This is a genomic window from Cryobacterium sp. PH31-L1 (assembly GCF_030063145.1).
Taxonomy (GTDB): domain Bacteria; phylum Actinomycetota; class Actinomycetes; order Actinomycetales; family Microbacteriaceae; genus Cryobacterium.
The window spans coordinates 423,528-445,659 of sequence record NZ_JASISM010000001.1 but is presented as its reverse complement, the minus strand read 5'-3'; the positions used below and the strand labels follow the sequence as shown (position 1 = coordinate 445,659).

Annotated in this window: 27 protein-coding genes and 1 pseudogene; 16 read left to right on the top strand and 12 right to left on the bottom strand. The window is 61.3% G+C overall.

The genetic code is table 11. The annotated features are described in order from the left end of the window. Positions 1 to 20 precede the first annotated feature (20 nt). The gene (locus QMF22_RS02180; RefSeq protein ID WP_283449911.1) at positions 21 to 1,007 is read right to left on the bottom strand and encodes a Gfo/Idh/MocA family protein; all 987 of its coding nucleotides are present in this window, start codon (positions 1,005 to 1,007) and stop codon (positions 21 to 23) included. Further along, a complete protein-coding gene (locus QMF22_RS02175) occupies positions 1,004 to 2,386 on the bottom strand; it encodes a DHA2 family efflux MFS transporter permease subunit (RefSeq protein ID WP_283449909.1) in 1,383 nt (460 codons plus the stop codon). Before QMF22_RS02175 ends, QMF22_RS02180 begins: the two co-directional genes overlap by 4 nt. Before the next feature lie 48 nt (positions 2,387 to 2,434). On the opposite strand from QMF22_RS02175, the gene QMF22_RS02170 reads away from it, so the two are divergent. From QMF22_RS02170 to QMF22_RS02145, 6 genes and pseudogenes are all read left to right on the top strand, one after another. Then, positions 2,435 to 2,704, top strand: a complete 270-nt coding sequence (locus QMF22_RS02170) for a hypothetical protein (protein ID WP_283449907.1) — start codon at positions 2,435 to 2,437, stop codon at positions 2,702 to 2,704. Positions 2,705 to 2,746: 42 nt separating this feature from the next. Continuing rightward, complete coding sequence (locus QMF22_RS02165) at positions 2,747 to 2,872, top strand: hypothetical protein (RefSeq protein ID WP_283449905.1); 126 nt, start codon at positions 2,747 to 2,749, stop codon at positions 2,870 to 2,872. 232 nt (positions 2,873 to 3,104) lie between these two features. Then, positions 3,105 to 3,392, top strand: a complete 288-nt coding sequence (locus tag QMF22_RS02160) for a YnfA family protein (RefSeq protein WP_283449902.1) — start codon at positions 3,105 to 3,107, stop codon at positions 3,390 to 3,392. 285 nt (positions 3,393 to 3,677) lie between these two features. After that, positions 3,678 to 4,097, top strand: a complete 420-nt coding sequence (locus QMF22_RS02155) for a YkvA family protein (RefSeq protein ID WP_283449900.1) — start codon at positions 3,678 to 3,680, stop codon at positions 4,095 to 4,097. A 61-nt stretch (positions 4,098 to 4,158) separates the two neighbouring features. Next, positions 4,159 to 4,329, top strand: a pseudogene (locus QMF22_RS02150) (transcriptional regulator); the annotation flags it as partial. A 116-nt stretch (positions 4,330 to 4,445) separates the two neighbouring features. After that, a complete protein-coding gene (locus QMF22_RS02145; RefSeq protein ID WP_283449898.1) occupies positions 4,446 to 5,249 on the top strand; it encodes a P-type ATPase actuator domain-containing protein in 804 nt (267 codons plus the stop codon). A 28-nt stretch (positions 5,250 to 5,277) separates the two neighbouring features. Here the strand turns inward: QMF22_RS02145 and QMF22_RS02140 are convergent, their stop codons facing one another. Further along, positions 5,278 to 5,670, bottom strand: a complete 393-nt coding sequence (locus tag QMF22_RS02140) for a PPOX class F420-dependent oxidoreductase (RefSeq protein WP_283449896.1) — start codon at positions 5,668 to 5,670, stop codon at positions 5,278 to 5,280. 88 nt (positions 5,671 to 5,758) lie between these two features. Then, positions 5,759 to 6,316 carry a class I SAM-dependent methyltransferase gene (locus tag QMF22_RS02135; RefSeq protein ID WP_283450728.1) on the bottom strand — a complete coding sequence of 186 codons (558 nt, stop codon included), beginning with the start codon at positions 6,314 to 6,316 and terminating at the stop codon, positions 5,759 to 5,761. A gap of 489 nt (positions 6,317 to 6,805) precedes the next feature. Here QMF22_RS02135 and QMF22_RS02130 point away from each other — a divergent pair, with 489 nt between their 5' ends. From QMF22_RS02130 to QMF22_RS02100, 7 genes are all read left to right on the top strand, one after another. Beyond that, positions 6,806 to 7,297, top strand: a complete 492-nt coding sequence (locus tag QMF22_RS02130) for a hypothetical protein (RefSeq protein ID WP_283449894.1) — start codon at positions 6,806 to 6,808, stop codon at positions 7,295 to 7,297. Positions 7,298 to 7,299: 2 nt separating this feature from the next. Next, complete coding sequence (locus QMF22_RS02125) at positions 7,300 to 7,635, top strand: transcriptional regulator (RefSeq protein WP_283449892.1); 336 nt, start codon at positions 7,300 to 7,302, stop codon at positions 7,633 to 7,635. A 162-nt stretch (positions 7,636 to 7,797) separates the two neighbouring features. Next, complete coding sequence (locus tag QMF22_RS02120) at positions 7,798 to 8,382, top strand: recombinase family protein (RefSeq protein WP_283449890.1); 585 nt, start codon at positions 7,798 to 7,800, stop codon at positions 8,380 to 8,382. Between the two features lie 126 nt (positions 8,383 to 8,508). Continuing rightward, positions 8,509 to 8,784, top strand: coding sequence for a type II toxin-antitoxin system Phd/YefM family antitoxin (locus QMF22_RS02115; RefSeq protein ID WP_283449888.1), 276 nt, complete (start codon positions 8,509 to 8,511; stop codon positions 8,782 to 8,784). Beyond that, positions 8,781 to 9,044: a type II toxin-antitoxin system RelE family toxin gene (locus tag QMF22_RS02110; protein WP_130178533.1), complete on the top strand. Its 264-nt coding sequence runs from the start codon at positions 8,781 to 8,783 to the stop codon at positions 9,042 to 9,044. Before QMF22_RS02115 ends, QMF22_RS02110 begins: the two co-directional genes overlap by 4 nt. Further along, positions 9,045 to 9,191, top strand: a complete 147-nt coding sequence (locus tag QMF22_RS02105; protein ID WP_283449884.1) for a hypothetical protein — start codon at positions 9,045 to 9,047, stop codon at positions 9,189 to 9,191. A 116-nt stretch (positions 9,192 to 9,307) separates the two neighbouring features. Next, positions 9,308 to 9,964, top strand: coding sequence for a hypothetical protein (locus tag QMF22_RS02100; RefSeq protein WP_283449882.1), 657 nt, complete (start codon positions 9,308 to 9,310; stop codon positions 9,962 to 9,964). A gap of 138 nt (positions 9,965 to 10,102) precedes the next feature. On the opposite strand, the gene QMF22_RS02095 is transcribed toward QMF22_RS02100, so the two are convergent. From QMF22_RS02095 to QMF22_RS02075, 5 genes are all read right to left on the bottom strand, one after another. Then, positions 10,103 to 10,303, bottom strand: a complete 201-nt coding sequence (locus tag QMF22_RS02095; protein ID WP_283449880.1) for a hypothetical protein — start codon at positions 10,301 to 10,303, stop codon at positions 10,103 to 10,105. Positions 10,304 to 10,594: 291 nt separating this feature from the next. Then, on the bottom strand, positions 10,595 to 10,969 hold the full coding sequence (locus QMF22_RS02090; protein ID WP_283449878.1) for a VOC family protein: 375 nt from the start codon (positions 10,967 to 10,969) through the stop codon (positions 10,595 to 10,597). 82 nt (positions 10,970 to 11,051) lie between these two features. Next, positions 11,052 to 11,753 carry a helix-turn-helix transcriptional regulator gene (locus QMF22_RS02085; protein WP_283449876.1) on the bottom strand — a complete coding sequence of 234 codons (702 nt, stop codon included), beginning with the start codon at positions 11,751 to 11,753 and terminating at the stop codon, positions 11,052 to 11,054. 139 nt (positions 11,754 to 11,892) lie between these two features. Then, positions 11,893 to 13,089, bottom strand: coding sequence for an ATP-binding protein (locus QMF22_RS02080; protein WP_283449874.1), 1,197 nt, complete (start codon positions 13,087 to 13,089; stop codon positions 11,893 to 11,895). 400 nt (positions 13,090 to 13,489) lie between these two features. After that, a complete protein-coding gene (locus QMF22_RS02075; RefSeq protein ID WP_283449872.1) occupies positions 13,490 to 14,065 on the bottom strand; it encodes a TetR/AcrR family transcriptional regulator in 576 nt (191 codons plus the stop codon). 74 nt (positions 14,066 to 14,139) lie between these two features. Here QMF22_RS02075 and QMF22_RS02070 point away from each other — a divergent pair, with 74 nt between their 5' ends. Then, positions 14,140 to 15,525 (top strand): MFS transporter, encoded by a 1,386-nt coding sequence (locus QMF22_RS02070; RefSeq protein ID WP_283449870.1) that lies wholly within the window; start codon positions 14,140 to 14,142, stop codon positions 15,523 to 15,525. A gap of 196 nt (positions 15,526 to 15,721) precedes the next feature. Continuing rightward, positions 15,722 to 15,937, top strand: a complete 216-nt coding sequence (locus tag QMF22_RS17430) for a PLDc N-terminal domain-containing protein (RefSeq protein ID WP_502846892.1) — start codon at positions 15,722 to 15,724, stop codon at positions 15,935 to 15,937. Positions 15,938 to 16,118: 181 nt separating this feature from the next. Here the strand turns inward: QMF22_RS17430 and QMF22_RS02065 are convergent, their stop codons facing one another. Continuing rightward, positions 16,119 to 16,835 (bottom strand): hypothetical protein, encoded by a 717-nt coding sequence (locus tag QMF22_RS02065; RefSeq protein WP_283449867.1) that lies wholly within the window; start codon positions 16,833 to 16,835, stop codon positions 16,119 to 16,121. A gap of 328 nt (positions 16,836 to 17,163) precedes the next feature. Next, positions 17,164 to 18,315: an LCP family protein gene (locus QMF22_RS02060; RefSeq protein WP_283449865.1), complete on the bottom strand. Its 1,152-nt coding sequence runs from the start codon at positions 18,313 to 18,315 to the stop codon at positions 17,164 to 17,166. 221 nt (positions 18,316 to 18,536) lie between these two features. Between QMF22_RS02060 and QMF22_RS02055 the strand changes: the two genes are divergently transcribed. Then, the gene (locus tag QMF22_RS02055; RefSeq protein WP_283449863.1) at positions 18,537 to 18,920 is read left to right on the top strand and encodes a hypothetical protein; all 384 of its coding nucleotides are present in this window, start codon (positions 18,537 to 18,539) and stop codon (positions 18,918 to 18,920) included. 1,145 nt (positions 18,921 to 20,065) lie between these two features. Here the strand turns inward: QMF22_RS02055 and QMF22_RS02050 are convergent. Beyond that, positions 20,066 to 20,911 carry a hypothetical protein gene (locus tag QMF22_RS02050; protein ID WP_283449861.1) on the bottom strand — a complete coding sequence of 282 codons (846 nt, stop codon included), beginning with the start codon at positions 20,909 to 20,911 and terminating at the stop codon, positions 20,066 to 20,068. Between the last annotated feature and the right edge of the window lie 1,221 nt (positions 20,912 to 22,132).

Sequence of the window (22,132 nt, the reverse complement as noted above, 5' to 3'; positions counted from 1 at the left end):
ATCCGACTGGCCTGGGCAGGCTATTCGCCCGGGTAGAGCAAGCCGATCTGGGCGCGCACGGCATCGAGGGTCTCCGTGATCGCAACGGATTCTTCGGCCGGCATGATATCGCTCGAAATTCTGCCGGCCCGAATTAGAGCCTCGACCTCGACCGCTTCGAAGTGCATGCCGCGGCCAGCGAACTCGGCCGGCACAAAGGTCTCGAGCACAGCGCCAAGATTGTCGAGCACGCGAAACCCGGTCGGTGCATACCAAACGGAGTCGATATCGATGCGCCCACTCGTGCCAATGATGGAGGCCGTGGTGGGGCCCAGGGTGTCGCTGGCCGAGAACGTCGTGGCGATCTGGCCGCCGGCGTAGCGAAAGATGGTGGCGACCTGGGCATCCGCTCCGGTGGCTTTGAACGAGGCGCTGGCCAGAATCGTGTCGGGCACCCCGAACACGGCCTGCGCGAAGTTCACCGGGTAGACGCCGAGGTCGAGCAGGGCCCCGCCGCCGAGGGCGAGCGAGTTCAGTCGGTGCGCGGGGTCGTCGGGTAGATCTTGGGTATGGTCGGCGAGCAGGCTGCGCACATCACCGAGCGTTCCGGCGGCGAGAACCTCGCGGATACGAGCCATGTGCGGCAGAAACCGCGTCCACATGGCTTCCATGACCAACAATCCGCGGCTCGCGGCAAGGTCGACGATCTGCCGGGCTTCACGAGCGTTGAGCGCAAAGGGCTTCTCGATGAGCACGTGTTTGCCGGCGTTCAGCGCGAGCGCGGCGTGCTCGGCATGAAAGGGGTGCGGGGTCGACACGTAGATGGCGTCGACCTCGGGGTCGTTCACGAGATCGGCGTAGCTGGCGTGCGCGGTGGGGATAGAGAATTCGGCAGCAAAAGCATCGGCCGACGCCTGGCTGCGCGATCCGACCGCCTGCACCGTGTGGCCGTTCTGCACGAGGTCGTTGGTGAACAGGTGGGCGATGCCGCCGGTGGCCAGGATTCCCCAGCGAATGAGAGCCGTCATGCCTGCAGTTTATCCGTGGCCACCGACATTGGGTTCTGGATGCCCAGGCCCGAGACGATTCCGCCACCGACCAGCAGAATTCCGGTGGCAATCGCGGCGCGGTGGAACCCCTCGACGTCGAGAACCGGCCCCACGATGATGCTCGCCGCTGCGATCGCGACGAGTCCCGCCACCCGTGACACGGCGTTGTTGACGGCCGAGGCGATGCCGGCCCGGCTGGGCTCGATGGCGCCGAGGATGGCGGAGGTCAGCGGGGCCACGGTGATGGTCAGGCCCAGGCCGAAGATCACCACGCCGGGCAGCACGCTGCTGAAGTAAGTGACGCTCTGATCGACCCGCAGCATGGTGAAGAAGCCGATTCCGGCGGTGATCGGGCCGACGCACATGAACAGCCGAGGCCCAAACCGCCCGGCGAGCCGCCCGACAAGACCCGACAGCGCAATGCTCAGGATACTGACCGGCAGCAACGCCAGGCCGGCCAGTGTCGCTGAATACCCGCCGACCTGCTGCAGGAACACCGCGAGAATGAACGAGCCGAGCGACAGAGCCGCGTAGATGAAGGTGGTGGCCACGTTGCCCACCCAGAAGTTGCGCACCTGGAACAGGCTGAGCGGCATCATCGGTTGCCGGGTACGGCGCTCGTGCCCGATGAACGCTGCAAAGCACACGAGGCCCACCCCGAGTGGAATCAGGATAACCGGGCTGCCCCACCCGAAGTTGCCCTGTTCGATGAGTGCGAAGACGGCCAGGGCCAGGCCGAGCACGCCGAGTACCGCGCCGACAATGTCGACGCGGGTGCCGGCATCCGCTGCAGGGTCGCGGGGCAGGCGCGCCAGCAGAATCAGGGTCGCCGCGATGGGCACGATGTTGATGGCGAACACCAGCCGCCAGGACGACAGGTCAACCAGCAGACCGCCGATGAGCGGGCCGGCGATGAAGGCGGTGCTGGTCCATGCGGTCCAGGTGCCGATCGCGCGAGCCTGGCCAGCGCCGGAAAACGTGCTGAAGATGAGCGCCAGGGAGCTCGGCACCAGCAGGGCACCGGCCACCCCCTGCAACCCGCGCGCGCCGATCAGAAAGGGGGCGCTCGGAGCCAGGGCGCAGAGGACGGATGCCGCGGCGAACCCCACGAGACCCCAGAAGAGCACCCGCCTACGCCCGAAGGCGTCGGAGAGCGAACCGGCGAGCAGGATGATGCCGCCCAGGGTGATGAGGTAGGCATCGACCACCCACTGCTGGGTGGCAATGCCGCCGCCGAGCTCACGCGTGATCGCCGGAAGGGCCACATTGATGACGGTGCCGTCGAGGAAGGCGATGAACGAGGCGAGCACCGCGACCACGAGAACGAGCCGTTGAGTGCCGGCCGAAGAACTTGTCATGATCCGAGTTAACTCCACCGGCCGGAAGATATACGCCAAACTAGACCAATGATCACCCTGCAGCAGGATGCCGATGGCTTTATCCGCATGAACCGGCACTTTCCCGACAACTCACTCATAAGCATCGCCTTCACCGAGGGGGCTGCGGAAGAGTTCACCGGAACCCAGCTGAACGCTATCTTCGACGATGCGCTGGCCGAGTTTCGCGGCCAGAACCGCCTCGAGGGTGCGAAGGGCTTCTCCCGGGCACCCGCGAAGACGGTGCACCCCACGAAGAACATTACCTTCGTAAAGGTGCACCCCGGAATGGCCGCCTGACCCCGACCGCTCCGGCCGCGCGCGCTCGAATGCTGCTCGCCCGTGCAGGAATGGCAGCGCAGAGCACGGCAGCGCACCAAGCGGATGCCCGGCGGCTCAGACCGGTTGCGGCGCTCGGGCGGTCAGCGCGGCGAGCCGGTCGACACCGATCGGTTCGTCGGCCAGTAACGGAACGATAGCGACCCAGGCTCAGAATCAAGCGGCCCCTCCGGGCTCCTGATTGGGCTGCTCGCCGGGGGCGGTTTCATCGTTCTGGTTGGCGTGGCCGTCGCCTTCTCATTCGGCACAGCCGACGCATCATGCTCATCGGCTGCACCGTTCTGCCCGTCGGGCTCGTTGCGCTGGCCGGAGCACTTCTCGCCCCGGCGACAGTGACAACCTGGATTGGGCTTCTGGTAATTTGGTTCGTGCTCGGCGCTGCGACGGCGTTGATCAACCGTGGCGGTTCGCGGGCCTCGGGGTACTCGCGCTGGCCGCCTACGGATTTGTCGCCGCCTTTCAGCCTGATGCAAACTTCGGCCGCGTCCTGGCCGCCTACGGCGGCATTTTCGTGGCTGGATCCCTTGCCTGGGGAGTTTTCGTCGATGGGTTCAAACCCACCGTGTGGGACTTCATCGGCTCGACCGTCTGCCTGATCGGCGCGGCCATCATCATCGCCGCACCCGTGGCGACAGAACACGTCGACTAATCAGGTCACCGGTTCAAGAGGTCGACCTCGTCGCAGCCGACTAAGCAGTACGGCTGAACCACGACGAGGTTCAAATTTCGGGCCGAGCTTCGCCAACTGTTCGAGTTCTCAGTGTCGCGCCGAATCTGAGCGGACCCTCCGAGCCGCACAGGCCAATCATCAACCGTCGTTGGCGCCACCCTATCCGGGACCCACCCCAGCTGTTTGGGTCATCCTCTGAGAGAATCGTGTCATGAGGACTTCCACCAATCCGAACGCCGGCGCAGTCCCTGAGGATTCGTAGTCGTGTCGGAGTGGTGGCAGGTGGCAGTCGGCGTCGCATCCGGCCTGGTCCTGTTCTGGCTGGTGCTTGTCCTTGTACTGTGGTTCGAGCAACGCAAGCACTCGGGCCGTGCGTCGCTGGTAGATCTTCTTCGTCTCGCTCCGGACGTCGTGCGACTGCTGAAGCGTCTCGCTTTAGACAGGTCCGTCCCGATCGGGGTCCGGGTCTGGTTGGGCGTGCTGTTGATCTACCTGATCTCGCCTATCGACCTCATCCCGGATTTCATCCCGGTGCTGGGATATGCCGACGACGCGTTGGTCGTAGCGATCGCTCTCCGATTCGCGACCAGGCGCGCGGGCAGCGACTCCATCACGAAGCACTGGCCGGGGACACCAGCTGGTCTGGCTACTGTTCTGCGTCTGGCCGGATTGTCCTCTTCCTGACTTCAGGTGGAACGCAATACCCAGACGCCGGCAAGGAGGTCTCACCGGGCTGACGGAGACTATCTCTGCCACCCGACATGAAGGAACGCGCATCTTCTATCGTTTGGAAAATGAGCACGCCGCGCTGCTCGTGCGCGATGCAATCTTCCAGGCCGAACACAGCCTCGGAGGCACCCCCCGCCACCACCACGGCGATCTACCCACCACACCCGTCGAAGCGGTCCACTCATGACGGTCACATTGACGGATGCCCCCATCAGGTCGGGCGGGCGCGTCCTGGCGAAACCGCCGTAGAACTTTCGCACCGGAGCGCGCCTACCCGAGGTTCGCTGGGCGGCCCTCGCGCTGGTGCTGTTCCTGATCGCGTGGCCGCTGCAACTCGCGGGTGCCCCCGCACCCGTGTGGTGGACGATCTACCTCGCTTGCTACCTGGCCGGCGGGTGGGAACCGGCTCAGGCCGGCCTTGCCGCTTTGCGGGGACGGGTACTCGACGTCGATCTCTTGATGATCGTCGCCGCCATCGCCGCAGGATCCATTGGACAGGTTTTTGACGGCGCTCTCCTGATCGTTATCTTTGCTACGAGCGGGGCGATCGAAGCCCTCGTCACCCAGCGAACCGCCGATTCGGTCAGCAGCCTTCTCTCCCTCGCCCCCGAACAGGCCACCCGCCTGATGCGGTCGGCAACCGGGGACGACCTCATCGTCGTCGACACCGCCGATCTCACGGTCGGTGACCTCATTCTGGTGCGTCCCGGTGAACGGATCGGCGCGGACGGCATCGTCGTCGATGGCACCAGCGAAGTCGACCAGGCCGCCATGACCGGCGAATCCGTGCCCGTCCGGCGCGAAGCCGGCCAAACGGTGCTCTCCGGCACCGTGAACGGCACCGGTGCGCTAACCGTGCAGGTCACCAGCTCCGCCAGCGAATCCGTCATCGCGCGCATGGTGTCCCGCGTCGCAGAAGCATCCGAAACCGAATCACCCCGTGCTTTGTTCGTGGAGAAGGTCGAGCAGCTCACTATCGATACCGCGGCGGTGTTCGATCCGGTCCGGAGAAACAGCCATGAACGGAGGCTACAGGTCAGCTCACCGGTCAGAAAATCAACTTGGGCTGCCCGTCTGAACTGCGACCGAGCCGCGAGAAGACCATAAGCGCAGACGCGTGCCCGGTCTGTACCGGCTATCCCTGTCCGCTGATGCTTTCCGCCTCGATCGTGAGAATGACGCGTTGCTGATCGCGCCCGCCATACCAGGGGTAGGGTCGTCCGGTGTATTTCTGCGACAGCGCCTCGATGCTCTCCGAGCCGCCGTCTGTCGTCATGGTCACCACTTTGCCACGCACCTGGATGTACCGAAACGGATTCTCGGGGTCTTGTATCGCTACTGCTACGCGCGGGTCGCGCTCGACGTTTCGCACTTTCACGAACCCGACGACTGTGTTGATGATGATGTGCTCGCCGTCGGTATCAACCCACGTTTCGGTCACCTGCGGGGAACCATCGGCCATGATGGTGGAGAAAAAGCATGGACTTGGTTTGCGTAGCAGGTCGAGAACGGCGTCGGGTAGGGTCATCGAGTTTCCTTTTTAGGGAGCAGTGGCGGTCGCGGTTTGTCGTCGGACGATTGTCCCCTATCCGGCTGTGTGGCAAGGATAATCCAGTTCAGGGTCGCTCCTGCTCGATCGTGTGCAACGAAGCCGTTAGTACCGCAGGACCGGACCCCTGTTGCAGGACGAAGATCCCGTCCGGGGTGTCGACCGGGTCACCCGTGCCCGGCGTTTGGAATACCGTGACGCTCCACGGCAATTCGTCGCTCGGGACACTGAGGTGCCAATCGGCGAATCGGTGGATAAGGGTGAGGCCACATGCTGCGGCAGCAACTAGTTGCGCTTCGGGGCCACCGCGCGCGGCCGTGGTAGTCCCGATGACGAGCAAACCGCCGGGGCACAGAAGCTTTGCTATCGGCAAGAAGGCCCCGGTCAGCGTGTCGTCACTGAGGAGCGCGGGCACGTTGCCCGTCGCCATGACCACGTCGAAGCGGTCGGGCAGGTCGATGGCGGCCAGTTCATCCGGAAGGTGCTCCACCGCGACGGCGCGAAACCAGTCCGGGTCGAAGCACTCGAGGGCCACCGCAAGGATCTCGGGCGTCGGGTCGATGCCGACCGCACGGTGTCCCCGACCGCGAAGTGCCGCGACAGCCGATCCATGACCGCACCCGATGTCGAGGATGACGGCGTCTCACGGTGAGATCATGTCAACGAAACGTGCCTCCGCGGCCAGATCGGTACCATCGGCGATGTACCGGCGCATCTTCGCGGCATAGGGCCAGTAGTCGACGCCCCCTCAGCGCCGGTATGTCCCGGACACCGGGAATCCGTCGCCAGCCACACCGTTGAACACCACGGTGTCACGCATCCGGAGTGCTGCTCGTGTCAGTACCCACATTCGCCCATGTCAGAAAAGCGGTTCGACTTGGTCGCTGGCACAAGTTCAGTCAAGTTACCAACGTAGGGGCTGCGCGGCTCACCAGATCGCGCCGGACTCTTTATTCGGTCGCTGGCGCCGCGCAATCGAACCCTCGCGGAACACTAAAGCTTTTGGAGCGCACAGCCAATTTCCACGGGCACTACAGGACGTTAATCGTCGGGCCCATCAGGAATCAATGGTGAAGCACAAGGTGCGTGAGACCATCGAGACTCTGATCCCGCAGTGCGCTATCCGTTGCGGAAAGTGGAAAGTGATGTCACGATGCAGAACGAAGAACAGGTCCCCATCTCCGCACGCGATGCATTGGCATCCGCTCAAGCAGCAGAAGATGCCATGCGGCGGCGCGCCCGCTCGATCAGGCCATCCATCGCCATCGTCGGACTAGCCGGTGGCGCGATTACTGCCGCAGTTTTGCTGCCCCAGGAGATGTCATTCGTCGTTGCAGTCCTCGCGCTCATTGCCATAATCGTTTCGGCCTGGCTCTTCGACCGTGCTGGAGTTCGCCGCCTCCTGGCCCAGCCAGGTCAGCATCTTGCAGGGCGACTGATCCTTGTCGGCGTTATGGTGCTGGTCCCGATCGCCGGAATCCTCATTGGAACGTACACAGACTTCTTCTGGGCAGTGGTGGGGTTGGCGATTGCAGTGCCACTGGTCATGATTGCGGTTCCCTGGTGGTGGGAGCGAGATCTTCATCGCACAGCAGCGGGAAGCTAACGATGCGCGCGGTATTCGATGAAGTGATCCATGCACCCAATAGGCTGCGCATAACGGCCGCGCTGTCGGCCGTCGAGACCGCGGACTTTTCCATAATCCGTGATTTGCTGGGTGTCAGCGATTCCGTTCTCAGTAAGCACGTGAAGCCGCTGGGCGAAGCGGGCTACGTCAACATCACAAAGACCGTTATCGATTCCCACATGCGGACTTCTCTCGCCCTCACCATGGAGGGCCGGAAGGCCTACCGGGCGCACATAGAAGCCTTGCGAGAAATCACCGCCAATATGGGCGATGCGGACACGGGCAGCGGACAGGTCTCGGTACATCCCCGACCGTGATCCATCGTCACGAGAACTAATCATCCCGGGCATGATCAACCACGCAGGCTGCGCCCCACGCCTATTCTGACAATTTCGGTGTAACACCCGTGATCCGTCCCAAAAAGGGGGGGCACTGCGACGGTTGTTGACCTGTTCACAGCAGAGCGGGATGGTTTTGCCATGGATGGATTACTAATTGGATACGCTCGCGTTTCCACAGAGGAGCAAGATCTCACCGCCCAACAAAACGCCTTGGAACGACTGGGCGTTAGATCGTCACTGATCTACACCGATCACGGTCTGACCGGAACGAATCGGGCCCGACCCGGGCTTCGCGAAGCGCTGGCGGCCTGCCGTGCCGGAGACACTCTCGTCGTTGCCAAACTCGACAGGCTCGCACGCTCACTGAGAGATGCGAAAGACATCATTGACGAGCTGACGGCCAAAGACGTCAAGCTGAGTATCGGCGGAGCGGTGCATGATCCGAACGACCCGGTCGGGCGTCTCCTCTTCAACGTCCTGGCAATGGTCGCTGAATTCGAGCTCGATCTGATCCGCGCCAGAACGCGGGAGGGAATGCAGGTGGCCAAAGCGAAAGGGCGTCTTCGCGGTAAGCAGCCCAAACTCTCGGTGGCGCAACAGAAACACTTGATCGAAGTCCACAACGCCGGCCTTCACTCCAGCGCGGAACTGGCGGAACTTTTCAACGTCGCACGGTCGACCGTTTATCGCACTATTCAACGTCAGTTCGAATCGGGCCACTGATCGGGGCCCTCAACAGTTTTCTCGTTGCCGGGCCTGCTGGTCCGGCAACGAGAAGCCTGCGCGAGGGGCCATTTGTAGATTTGAAGATCGCTTGTACATCTGGGGAACGGAACGTACGCTTGAAGCATGTACACCACGGTCCCCGTCAGCGTCTCTGATGCACGCGACCAGCTCGCATCCATCATCGACCGCGCTCATACCGAGCACGAGCCGGTCTTCTTGTCTCGCCGCGGGCGGCGAGTTGCGGCTGTTATCGACGCCGACGATTTGGAGCGTCTCATTGAACTGGCCGAAGACATGGCCGATATTCGTGCCGCTGAGGAATCCCGTGAAGAGATGCGTCGCACGAAAAGCGAACCGACTCCTTGGGAACAGGTGAAAACAGACCTCGGCCTCGTATGACTTACTCGGTGAAGATCGCACCAGCCGCTGAACGGCAACTGCGCAAGTTCGATCCACAGGTCCGCCGGAGAGTTCAAGCAGCGATCGACCTCTTGGCAGACGATCCGCGGCCACCCAAAGCAATCCAACTCGTTGGAGGCTCTGGCGAATGGCGGGTCCGAACGGGTGACTACCGCATCATTTACGAGATTCACGACGACCTGTTAATCGTGCTGATCCTCCGACTCGGACATCGACGCGAGATTTACGAATCCCGATAAGTGATCCCGCAAGACGAACCTCGTGCGGTACGAAACAACTTCCGGTTCTCCTACCGTGGCGGCCCGACCGGGCTTATGGGCGACGCAAAGATCGTGACCGAGAAAATAGCGATCAAGGCGAAGAAGGGGATACTGCGCGGATTCTAATCCGCTGAATCAACTCAGACTGTCGAAGATCTCCCCGCCGCGCTGGCGTGGGGCGGCGCGCAGGTCTCCGACATATCGTCATCGGGCTGACCTCGATTACTCGATAGGGTGCAGAGATGGCATTGCATCCGATGAGCACCGTCCCGCACGTCATCGCTGAGCTGCCATCTCTCCAAGGCGGATCGCTGACCGTGGGTGACTACCTGCCTCGTGGGCACGTTTCCTATGCGCGCGTCATGAACCCCATGCGTGACGACAACGGTCGCCCCCTTCCCTGGCGGACCTTTGCTGCGGAGCAGTCTGAGGTGGACGCAACGTCGAAGTGGGCCGACCTTCTCGACGACGAGCCGGACGTAGATGTCAGAGTCGGGACCATCGAACCCGCCGTGGCAGCAACGCTCGCCCGCCTTCTCCGCGACCACACCGCCACACCCACCGAGTGTTTCTTCCTTGTCTGGGAAGGATACGCCGACCTGCGCGCGGACCTGCGAAAGGCAGCAAGCATCATGCTCATGCCCGAGCGTCGCATGCACGTTCTCTCCGGCGACCTCGCCGACGGCGCGGAACCCTTCGAGGGGGTGGCCGGCGGAAGAAGTGCCCAGTGGTGGATACCCGCGGATGGTGTCTGGGCCGTCGGGAACGACCTCTACGGCGCAAGCGTCTATGTCTCAGGAACCGAAGAACTGATCAGCGCCATTCTCGCCGCCGCCGACATCGAGGCATACCGTGCCTCAGCATCGATGCAGATCGTCGCCGAGGAGTGGGCCTCCTAGGTCTCCTGCGATCCCCTGGCTCTAGGTAGAGTTCCCGCTACGGGAACGTTCAGCGGGCACAATTTCAGGTGCGCGCGGAGCCTGAATTGATGGTGTTTATGACCCTCGAGCGCTGTTCTCCAGGCGAAGTGCTATGAGTCAGGACGTGAGCATCCAGATGAGGGCGGCGGCGTTGGCCAACGCCGTGATCGCAGGCCCGAGGGTCTTGACACGATCGGAGATCGCACCACCGATCACGGCATCGAACCCCTGGACCAGAACCATGGCCAGCGCTGCGGCGGCTGCGAAGGCTATCGAGGAACTGGATAGGCCGACTACAGCGACGACGATAAGCGCCACGCTTCTTGCCAACGCATACATTGACGGAACGCGAGACTCACGGGTTGCGTCGCGCAAGCCGCTCACAGCGTACCCGCCGCTCACTAGAGAGCTGCTGAGCGTCAGAGAGGCGCAGATCCAGAAGGCAACCGACATGCCTTCACCTTAGCTAACGGTCCTCGGCTGCCCATGCCCGTGACCGCGTGGGCGACGAGGTGCGGTCGTTTCATGGTTAGCCGTCCCGGTCACAGCACGCAATAAGGTAGTGAGGGCCACGCGAGCTACTTGGCCGTGCTAGCTGAAACGTTGTGTTCAACTTTCAGGTCGTGAGAAGAGGTTGACGAGGTTACCGTCGGGGTCGCGGAACAGTGTCGATCTGTTCCCCCACGGCATGGTTGTCGGCTCGAGCACAATAGCTTCGAGCGCGTCTCGGAGTCGAGCGAACTCCGAGTCTACGTCGGTGACAAGAAATTCAATGATCACCGAGTTGTTGGCGCTTGGGGTAGGGGCGTGCTTTCCGAGCGTCGCGACCGTCGCGGTGCTGGCAATCGCGAGGACAGTGGTTCCAGTTCGTATTTCGGCGAAGGTGGGCGCCGGTCGCGCTGCGGTTGTGGCCGTAACAACCTCGTAGAAGTGGGTAAGTCGGTCGACGTCACTGGTGATAATTCGGATGGATGCAAATTCCATGGTGTTCCCTTCAGCCGGCCCCGCTGGCTCGACACCACCATCCTGCCACTGCCTGGCGACACCGTCCTGTCGGTGTTTAGCGTTAGGGCATACCGGTGCTCACGGTTCGCAATTCGCCACGCGGAATGTCGAGGTCCTCTATGTGGAACGGTCGCTGCGGTGATCGTTCACCGGTCGACACCGCCGTGCTGATCCGTTCGCCCTTGAACGCACGTATGTCGTGACGGAGCCGACACCACGCAATCAGATACCAGTCACGTCCTTTGCCCACGTAGCCAAGAGGCTCGATCTCCCGGGAAGTCTCGATCCCAGCGCGGTCCCGATAACCGATTTGGAGTACATTCCTGGTTCGGAGAGCGCCGGTGAGTGCCGGTGGCATCTCTACTGCGGGGCCGTCTTCGAGCAAGTGGATGCGGGTAGCGAGGTCTGCGGTCTCGCCCAGGCTGCGATCATCCATCACGGCCACCACTTTCCGCAGCGCGGACGTCGCCGCATCGCGGAAAGGACTGGTGGCCAACATCCCGAGCGAGATCGTGACCGCAAGCGCCTCGTCGACGGTGAAGCCCAGCGGCGCGAGCGTGTGTGCGGGATCGAGGCAGTACCCACCGGTCCGGCCAGGTTCTGCCCAGATCGGCACCCCGGACTGTTGCAACGCTGAGAGGTCGCGCTCAATAGTTCTGGAGCTGACATCGAACTTCATGGCGAGCCACCGCGCGCTCCTCGGTCGCGGCGCTACCGCCCGCAGCTCCTCCACCAGCGCGTACAAACGATCGGTGCGGTTCACAGAACTACCTTAGATACCAACAAACGGAACAACCACGCCCGGCATCCGCTAGCTCGACAAGGAGCAGGCAACGCTGACAACGCACCTCGAGACCTGATTGAAAGCGAACTCGGACTTCCGGGTGCCCCAAGCCGAACCCTCAACGCGGCACGGCGGGCGGCGGGAAGCGGTCCCAGTCATCCGCACGTGCGACTCCCTCCGCCTCGGTCGTCGTTGAGCGGATGTAGTCACCGAGATACGGCAGCGAGAACACGACGTGCCCGCGTCCATCCGCCTGGACGTAGCCACTTTCGATGAGGCGCTTCTTGTATACCTGCACGTACTGGTCCGACACCCCCATTCTTTGAATGATGTCGGCCATCCTGCTGCGCCCCTCGTCGACAGCCATCGCCTTGACGAATTCCTGGTCCTTCTCAGAGAGATCTTGGTAGACACGGCTGATGACGCGGCGCTCGACTGCTGTGATCGCGCGACCGTGCGCAGACTGCGCGTCGGCAAGCGCGATGGTCGCCGCCGTTCCACTGCCGCGCCACGCGTAATCACCGGCGAGCTGCACGAGGTAGGGGTAACCCTGCGAAAACGTGACGAGTAAATTGAGCGCATCCTCGGTTATAGATCTCCCACCGATACGAATTGACTCTGACAACACGTGCCGGGTTTCCCTTGGAGTAAGGCGACGGAAGTCGAGCTCTCGTGATCTTCGAAGGAACGTCGTGTGCTCCTGTTCGACCAACGCGTTAAGGTCGACCTTTATACCGGCGAAGACGACCATGACATTCGCACCTTCGCTGATGGCGTGCGATACCTCCAGCGCGAACCTCGACAGTTCCCGCAACCTCACCTTTCCCGAGGAAACCTCGTCGATCGTGATCAGAATTCCGGCGGGCTGTTTGCTTTCAGCAAGGGTGGTGGACAGTGCAACCAGGTCGCGGCGAAGCAGTGGCTTCACTTCACGGTGGCGGTCCACGTATTCCCAGTGCGCGGTGAATTGCCATATGCCGAGACCCGTCAACCGCGCTCGCGCCTCGGGCGAGAGCCCACCCAGGAGGCTCGGAATGGTGGTCTCCATCACTCGGTCCATCAAGCCAGCGCTGGCATCATCGCTGATCACCAGCCACCCGTTCGACAGCGCGCTATCCTGAATCTTCGCGAGCATCGACGTCTTCCCGGCACCTCGCAGCCCGGAAATCAGCACCGAGTGGTTCTCACCAAAGTCTAGGCTGGCGAACACGTCGGACAACTCCGCGAGTTCCGTCTCATGCCCCCCGAACACCAAAGGTCGACGACCGTATCCTGGACTGAACGGACTGGGTTCGTAACCGTCTCGAAGGGGCATGGGTACCAGAATAGCTCAAACGGTATTTATTGTATTTACTTATCCGGCTAGCAGCGAAACCCGATTCATTTCCGTGGGAAGAATATGCGGAGGCCGCACGGCTGAGGGAAATCTCGGTTGACGCCAAGGCACTGCACGACCGTCCACACACGGTTCTGCTGTTGGATAAACTCGCCACGATCTACGAATTCTGATCAACGACGGCCACTGCGACAGTTCTCTCGGTCCTGAAATCTGGCGTTCCGCAAGGGGGACGTCGAGAGCGACAGATCCGGGGGCAAACTACCTGGCGGCCGAGTTCGCCGACGTTGTGTCACAGGGGAACCTCTTATGCGACGGTGCGGCATGATCTTGACGTGAACCGATTGGATATGTGTCAGCCCGACCGCTTCGTCGCAGCTCAGTCCTTGGCGAGCAGCGACCGCAGCGTGGCCAATACAACGCGGTCCGCTTCCTCTTCGGCTAGCGCACCTCCGCGCAGTTCCGCTGCGGCGGCGTGAAGAATCGACATGAAACAGGTCGATAACCACGACGCACGCAGGTCGGAGCGCATACTGCCAGCCGCCTGGCCGCGCTCGATGAGCAACCGTACCCGAGTCATCGGTTCCTCGTGGTGAGCGCGGATCGCATCGTTGCCCAGCGATGCTTCAACGGCACTCAGCATGCGCTGTTGCGAGTTCACGATGCGCCATGACCGGCGTACGAGTCGTTCGAGGGCTTCCAGTGCGGGCCCTTCGAGGTCGATGGTGGAGAGGTCCCGCTCAGCGCGATCGATGCTTCGGACAAGCGCCGCCTCAAGTAGCTCCTCGCGGGTTGAGAAGTGCCCGTACAGGGTCACGCGCCCCACTCCTGCTGCTTCGGCGATGTCACTCATGCTCGCGTGAGGATCGGCATCGAGACAATGGGTTGCGGCGTCAAGTATCGCGTCACGATTGCGTAAGCCGTCGGATCGCGGCGCTCGAGGTTTGGATTTCACGATTTGACACTATCTGAAACAGTGCTGTATTAGTTAACCAACTCATACAAGTCTGTTTGATTTAAGGATGTCGCATGTCCCACCCCGATTCCTCGTCTGTGCAATCGTCTGAGCTCTCCCGGTTCGATAGGCGCGAGAAGCTTGCACTCATGATCCTCGCGCTTGCTCAGGCGATGCTGGTGATCGACATCACCGCCGTGAATGTCGCTCTTCCATTGATGAGTCGTGATCTCGGTCTTGATGCGTCACTCGCCAGCTGGACGGTTGCCGCGTACACGGTGCCATTCGGCGGCCTGCTGCTCTTCGGGGGCCGCTTGGCGGACGTGTTCGGCGTGCGCCGGATGCTCCTGTTCGGCCTTGTCGTGTTCACCATCGCATCGTTGGCTTCCGCCATCGCAGTCGAGCCGATCCTGTTTCTCTCAGCACGCGCAGTTCAAGGGATCGGCGCAGCGCTCGTCTCGCCCGCCGCCCTCTCGACTCTGGTGCGACGCTTCGACGGCGTTCGCCGTCACCGCGCACTCGCGGTCTGGGGCGGCACCGGCGGAGCGGGAGCGGCTGTCGGAGTGCTCATCGGCGGCCTTCTCGCCGGTGGCTCAGGCTGGCGCTGGATCTTCCTCATGAACGTGCCGATCGGTGCCGTCATCGCGGTAGCGCTGCCAATTGCCGTCCTAGCAACGATGCCGGATAAGCGCCAGCCGCTCGGCGCGGGCAGCGCGATCTTCGCGACCGTAGGCTTCGCGAGTCTCATCGCCGCGATCTCGCTGTTAGGACGCGTCGCCGTTCCGATCCTTGCCCTGCTCGTGGCGATCGCGCTCGCGTTGCTGGTTGGCTTCGTCGTCTTGGAGCGTCGGGCCACACAACCCTTGATCAGGCTCGCGCTCTTGAGGTCCCGGCCGCTCATCTCCGGGGCTTCCCTCCTTCTCGTCTCCACCGGCGTTCTCATCGGCACCTTTTTCCTGCTGTCGTTCCGCTTGCAGGTAGGAGAAAACTGGACACCGATCGGCACCGGCCTGGCATTTCTACCGATCGCGGTCGGCGTGGCCGCAGGTGCCCAGTTGGGCGGACATCTTCTCGGTCGGTTCGGTGCCCGCCGCGTCGCACCCATCGCGATGCTCCTGGCTGCGGCCGGATTAGGCGCACCGGCGCTGGGCTCCAGTGACATCACAACCATCGTGGCCGCCTCCGTCGCCGCTATCGGGTTGGGAGCCAGCTTCGTCTGTGCGAGCACCACGGGCCTCTCGGAAGTGGAGCCATCGGAATCCGGAGCGGCATCCGGTCTCTTGAACTCATTCCACGAACTGGGAAGCGGAATCGGAGTCGCCACCATCGGGGCGATCGCGGTCGCCGGCTTTGGGATCGGATTTGCCGCACTCGCAGCCGCCGCCGTCGTGGGCGGCGCGGTCGCGATAGGCCTCCCCCCGGGCAAACCCGCCGCCGGCACAGTGCACTTCGGGCACTAGACGTTTGACAACAAGTGTGTGTGGCAGCCTGAAATACTCGATCGGTACCGGGGCCATCCCGATCCCATATGGCGAACCCTGAGCGGGCGAAATTGAGAGGTCGGGGTTCTATGGCCTCGCGGAGTGGAAACTTGACAGTGATCCTCTTCGCTGATCAGCTTGGCGGACAGGATGCCTGTCGAACCGGGGGACGACGATGAACAATCCGCTTATTCCAGCTTTCTACGACATCGCGTGGAGCGGCGTTGTGGTGGTCGTCGTCGTGGCTCTCGTGGTGGCCCTGGTGCAAATTCGGCGCGCACCTTCGTTGAGTTCGACCGCTCGGGCCATCTGGGTGCTTATTGCGCTTTTCGCTCCCATCGCAGGTCCTCTGATCTGGTTCCTTGTCGGCAGACGACCTCAGCCCGAGTAGCACCGCCTGCGGTGCTACCCATCGATTCTTGGCGGGGATGTCGACGATACTCTGCGTGGACTGCACCTTACGAGGAACCTCATACGGGACACCGATCACGTGATAGCTGGACACTCTCTGTTGTGCGTGATTCGCGGTCCCATAAACCGAACCGGCCGCTGATCAGGTCGTGTCGCCCGGGCTACTTCGTGGATCGCGTCCAGGGGCTCACGCTTTCCAGCTGGACGTTCACGACGCTGGGGCCAGCGAGAAGAGTTCCAACGGCCGTGAAGTCTTGCAGAGGGAGGATGCTGTCGGTCGGGTCGATGCCATTGAACTGTCGAACGTTGACCCGCCCCGAATTTGTGGACGAGAAGATAACCGGTTGCTCAGCTCCCGCATACAGATAGGCGTCGTAGCCGCCAGTCTCGGGTAGTGCGGGAAGGGCCGAAATCGGTGACACGGTAATGGACCAGTCACCCGCGCCGGGCCCGATGGTGATCCAGCCCGCCGGGCCAACGGTGGAGTCCAAGCCATAGGCGACACTGGCGACATCGCCTTGATAGTCAGCCATGCCAGCCTCGTGGTACGTTCCGTCTTCACCATAAACCTGCGCGCCGGACTGCTCATTGGCATAGTGGCCGGGCGCCCACGTGATTGTGTAAAAGCCAGATTTTGCGTCGTCGGCAAAGACAATTTCATCAGCGCCGCTGCCTGTGACGGTGAAAGCCTCGAACGTCCCGAATGTCTGGTCCGCCCACGCCTGAGCAGATTTCTGCGCAGTGGGTTCATCCGTCTGGGCGGGGGTTGAAGAGGACGACGCTGATGAATCAGGTGCGGCGGGTTGCTCCGCTTGGCAGCCGGACAAGACAACAGCCGTGCCGGTCGCTGCGGCCAGTACGAATGTCACACGTTTCATAGAATCCCCTTGGTGTTTACCGTCTTCCCCGCGTTGAGATGACGTCGTCGGGCTGCGCCCTTGGCGCCCCACTGTTTTAGATTGAGTTTCCCAATGCCTAAGCTCGTTAGACAATTCGACAGTGGTGGTCGTGTGTGCGAGGTCTATGCGTGGACCGTTGCCCTGATGCAGGCTCTTCAACTTGCGCCGTGACTTTAGATGCTGCCCGGACGACCAGAGAAGCCCACAAGGGGAAAACCCTCTTTCGGGAACCTGATGAAGGTCTCCACCGCATCTCGAGAAGCGACACCCGGTCGCTGTGCCCCACCTCTGGCAACAAAATTTGAATTTATCTAAGCGCGGTGGCGATCAGGCTGCGGATGTAGTCGTAGTCCGGGTTCTGCGGGTCGACGCCATTATCTGGAACCAACTCAACGGAACCCACCGGTAGGTTTCTGGTCTTGCCTGCCAGGTTGGCGAAGGAGTCGAGCATTCCCCGCGGTACGTCGGTCTTGACGACCTGCTGGCCGGCCTGGGCCACACCTTGGAACTTTGTGAGCACGTTCGCCGGGTTGAACTGCTTGAGGAGCGCCTCCTGCAGGATGCGCTGGCGGGCCATGCGGTCGTAGTCGCTCGTTCCGTGCCGGGAGCGGGCGTACCAGGTGGCGTGGTAGCCGTCCATATGCTGCTTGCCCGGCTCGAACCACTCGGCAACACCGTTCAGTGCCTCATCGCCGCCGAGCGGAACACGGTCGGTGACAGTGATGTCTACGCCGCCGAGGGAATCGATCAGGTCGGAGAAGCCTTGCATGTCAATCAGCACGTAGTACTGGATGGTGAGGCCGGTGATTCCACTGGCGGCGTCGCGCATGCCTTCAATGCCTGGTTCGCTGTTGTCGGCCAAAGCGTTCGGGTACATCTCCGGGCTCTTCAGCGCGACCTCGGTATAGATGGAGTTGAGCATGCAGACATCCACGTTGCAGCGATTTTCATAGCCGTAGCCGTCCGGGTAGACCGCATTCAATGGCGAGTCGGCCGGGAACGGTACGTCTTCGAGGTCGCGCGGTAGGCCAATGACGTCCGCCTTTCCCGTCTCAGCATCGATGCTGACGACCGACATGCTGTCGGGCCGCATGCCTTTCCGGTCGGCTCCAGCGTCGCCGCCGAGGAGCAGGATGTTGTAGCGGCCGTCAACGGGCGGCTCCGACGGCCCAGCCGCGAAAACCGAGGATAGGAAATCGCTGGCCGTGGTTGCCACAGAGGCACCATACCCGGCGACGCCGACCACGGCCGCCAGCACAACAGTCGCTAGCCCCGCGATAAACGGGCGCGCCTGGGGCCGGGCCTTCACCAAACGCACTAGCCGGATCGTGTCGAAAGTTAAGACAACCCACACCACGGCATAGAACACGATCGCGATGGCGATGATCCACAAACCAATCGAGTCAGTGGCCACGGTGAGCAGGATCTCCGGATTCATCGCGTATACGGTGCCGGTCACTACGATAATGGCGAGGAAACATAAGGTGGCGCGTAGGCCAAACCGGCCAAGTACCCGACTACCGGCAAGCACTTGAGCAGAGCCGGGGATGAGAATATTGAGGACGACGAGCCACCAAGCCCGCCGAGTCATGAACGTTCGGGATCCGAAGTCCGGGTACCGGATCGGACTCCTCACGCTGCTCATCGTTTCGCCTGCAGGGCCGTGTACTTCAGTTCCACATGACGGGCGAGGAGGGCGACCTCACCTCGTTCGACGACAAGGCTCTCTCTATCCACAGCGAATTGCATGTTGTCGTTCCAAATGCCGACTACTACGGTCTGCATTCTCACCACTCCAAAGTCGTCATACGCAGCGGGGAAGAAGAGCATGTCAAAGACGCTTTCTACGTGAGACGCGTTGCTGGAGGGAACGAAGTTCTCAAGGCCCAACCACCGGTGGCTGGAGCCGAGGCTGTGCACCCATTCACCACGAGATCGTGGCAAGTACGGCCAAGTTTCGGGCACGGAACAATGCGCCCCCAAAATTTCCCCATGCTTACACCGTATCGCTACAGCGAAAACAACATCGCCATCGGGGTGACTGCAACGAATTTCTGGCGCTGACACATTGAATCGCACCAAGGACCGATAAGTAACCTCACTCATCGGCTGCACCAGCGACGAACAAAACCGTCATCGTTATCCCACAGTCGACGGCTCAAGCTGGACTCCCAAGGCAAACAGCGCAGGATGACGCGTGCGCCCAAGCCTCCACCGGGTGACGCAAATCACACCGGACCCTGAAATTGATAAAATAAGACCTGGGTGTTTCCAGCCCGACACGCGCAATGCCTTGTCCTCCATCTGTGGCGTCCCAGAAGCCGAACCCCCTACGGGACGAATCGACGTCCGTCGGGTGGCCCCCTGCCGACTGCCAAGACAGTCCTGTTACGTCTGCCAAGACGCGAGGTGCGCGGCGAATCCCGGTCTCTTCTGCCACTAAGCGACCGTTTCAAGCGCGAGCTGAGTCGCCGCGGCAACTTGGTCGGCTGAGCATCCCTCTAGATCCCACGTCTCGATCCATGCATCCACCTCCCGGCCCTGCTCTCGGGAAAGCGCTCCTAACGCTGACCTTCCCACAGACGCTTCAGCCGTTGGATGTACACGGCCGGAATCTTTGCGCGGTCCCCAGCTGTTGCGCCGATCGCGTACCGGGCATAGTCATCGATCAGGTCTATGCAGACGGCGCACAGGCTGTATTTGCTGCCGCGTCAGGCTGATCGAATCACCGAACTATGGTCTGGAATCCCGCAAGTCGGCGCCATTAGTCCGGTCGATCCTCGTCCCTCGGGATCCCTACTCGCGACGATCGGTGTGCGGAGGCGTTGCGGCCACAGACGGAACGATCACTAATACAAATCCGAGGGAAATAGCCGCCGCAAACACGTTGGCGATTGGTACGGCGAAAGAGACTGAGACGACGTACCCAATCGCTGTGGTTGCAATAACCAACAAAGGCGCGAAACGCGCCAGCTGCGAAGCCCTTGGTCGCGGCAAGTTTCCTGCACCCCGCTCGTTCTTAGATCGCGCAATCCAAATCGAGGCTCCAAAAAGAAGGGCAAAGAATAGCAGCCATATTCCGGCAATGCCCGTATAACCCGACAGGACTGCTACTGGGGCAGTGAGCCAGACAGTCCAGAGCGTTACCACGCCCAATCGGCCTGTAGTGGGAAGCGGTTCTGTAAAGCGTGCGAAGGTCATGGTAGACACTAACAACCTACCTCGACGGGGTACGCGAACGGAGAAGTATGAAATTTTCTCAGTCCCAAGCATTTGCCATTAGCCAGCGCGGAACTCGCTGCGCTCGTAATCGCAACGGATGACAGGCCGCATGCAAACGCACCTACGGGGCCTCCGACGGCTGTACAAGCAGCCACGACCAGGAACTGAACAGTAGGGTCAGCGCCAGATATCATCTCAGTCTGGTCTCGAGAATATTCATAGGTACAAAACAACCAGTCGCATGCAATTCCAGGGTCGGCAACGACCGGATATGCTGCACCCTGATGATTAACGATTTGAGTAATGATATTGCCATCGATGGCGTAGTGCGTGCTAACCGTTGCACCGGTGGAATCTTTCGCCCATGCTGGCTCAATGTAGTTCACGACTTCGCCTGCGACATCACGTACGTGGATTGTGCCGTCCGGTGCCTCCGTCAGTACTGCCGCGTCACCGTCGACTAGTACTGCAAACTGGTAATCGAGGGGGGCGGACGCGTCGTTGATCACCACGTATCCCGCGTTAGCCGCGGTACCCTCTCCCGTGAGAACGTAGCTGTACGCATCCGATTCCGTGTATATGAGGGCTTTCCCATCAGCTCCTAATTCGCCATCGATTTCTGAAACTGGAACAACACTCACCGCGGCTTTTCCACTTTCAACGGTCAAGCCACCATCTTGGCTCAGCTGGCCCAACGGGGCATCATCGGCATTTCCGTTTTTAGCCGGAAGCTGTGAGCGCAGTTGCATTCCACCTGTCGGTTGAATAAGCCCCATATTTTCTAAGGCCACCAAGGGATCAGCCTCGGTATTTGCATGTGCGGGGACGGACACTCCTAACATCACTGCAATCGTAAGTATAGATAAAAATGATCGTGAAATTGAAACTCTCAATGTCGTCTTCTCTCGATTTACTTCACCGTGATTTATGGTTGTCGTGATACTCGAACACTTCAGGTCTAACAGGTCGTGCTATTCGTCGCAAACCGATAAGTCTCGGATATCTCACTAAGAATGTGGGGAGTATGGCTCAAACGCAGAGCCGTACTCTTGGGCTCAGATCTGAAAGGAGTCGTCGGTTCAGTAGTTGTGGCCAATGGCAACGACGTCGCCTGGTGCGTAGGAACCCACAACATCCCAACGGTCATACTTCTGAAGTACGCCGACCAGGAACCAACCTTGCAGCAGGGCAGACAGCATCCCCTACTGTCCAGGCGGAGCACGTCTCCCGCCAGACGGATATGGATATGGATTTGCCCTGGGCCGAGTAGGAGCCAACGAAGAAAGCGTGAGCGTGCACGAGGACGAACACGACGTCACCGCGACGATCAGCAACGGCTATTTGCCGCCAGTCGGACTCGACCGTTCGTCGGATCGAAAACGACGCGTGCTCACCACCCAGAGCCTATCTCGCGGGGTTGAGGCGACCGCACGCCCGACAAATACGGAACGGTTAGCGCGATACGCCCGCAAGGGGAACCCTCTGCGGCACGGTGCGCCTAGCAACCCAGGGGCGCTGTCATCGCCGGCAACGTATCAGCCCTCAATCCCCCGCAGCTTGAGTCATTCCTGCGTTACCGCGCCGGCCTTTTAACCGTGACAGTGATGGGCTCTGACGAGGTCTGGAACGGCTGAGGTCGCTGCCTACGATGCTCACGCACGCGGCCACACCGTTGCATTGACCACTTGAAGCTGTCGGCACTATTGGTCCTGTTTTGGCGGGGCGGTAAGAGTGACCATTCTCGACAATGAGCCGCGCGAAGCGACGACGGTGACGCGGAGTCAAGGCAGCTTCCACATTCAACAACTAGAGCGAGTCGTCACATCTTGCTCGATCAACCTGACCAGACGATATACCTCGCGGATGCTGAGCACCCGGGGGTGGATTCAGAAGATCAAGTACTACATGTAGTTGAATACCGCAGCAGCCTACGTATGTAGAAACGCCCGTCCGTAGGCCTTAGCGAAACCTGCGAAGATCGTACGTGCAATTCATTCTTCCCGCGTCCCCTGCTCCCGACAACGACATTTTTTTAAGTGGTCACATCGTATTTC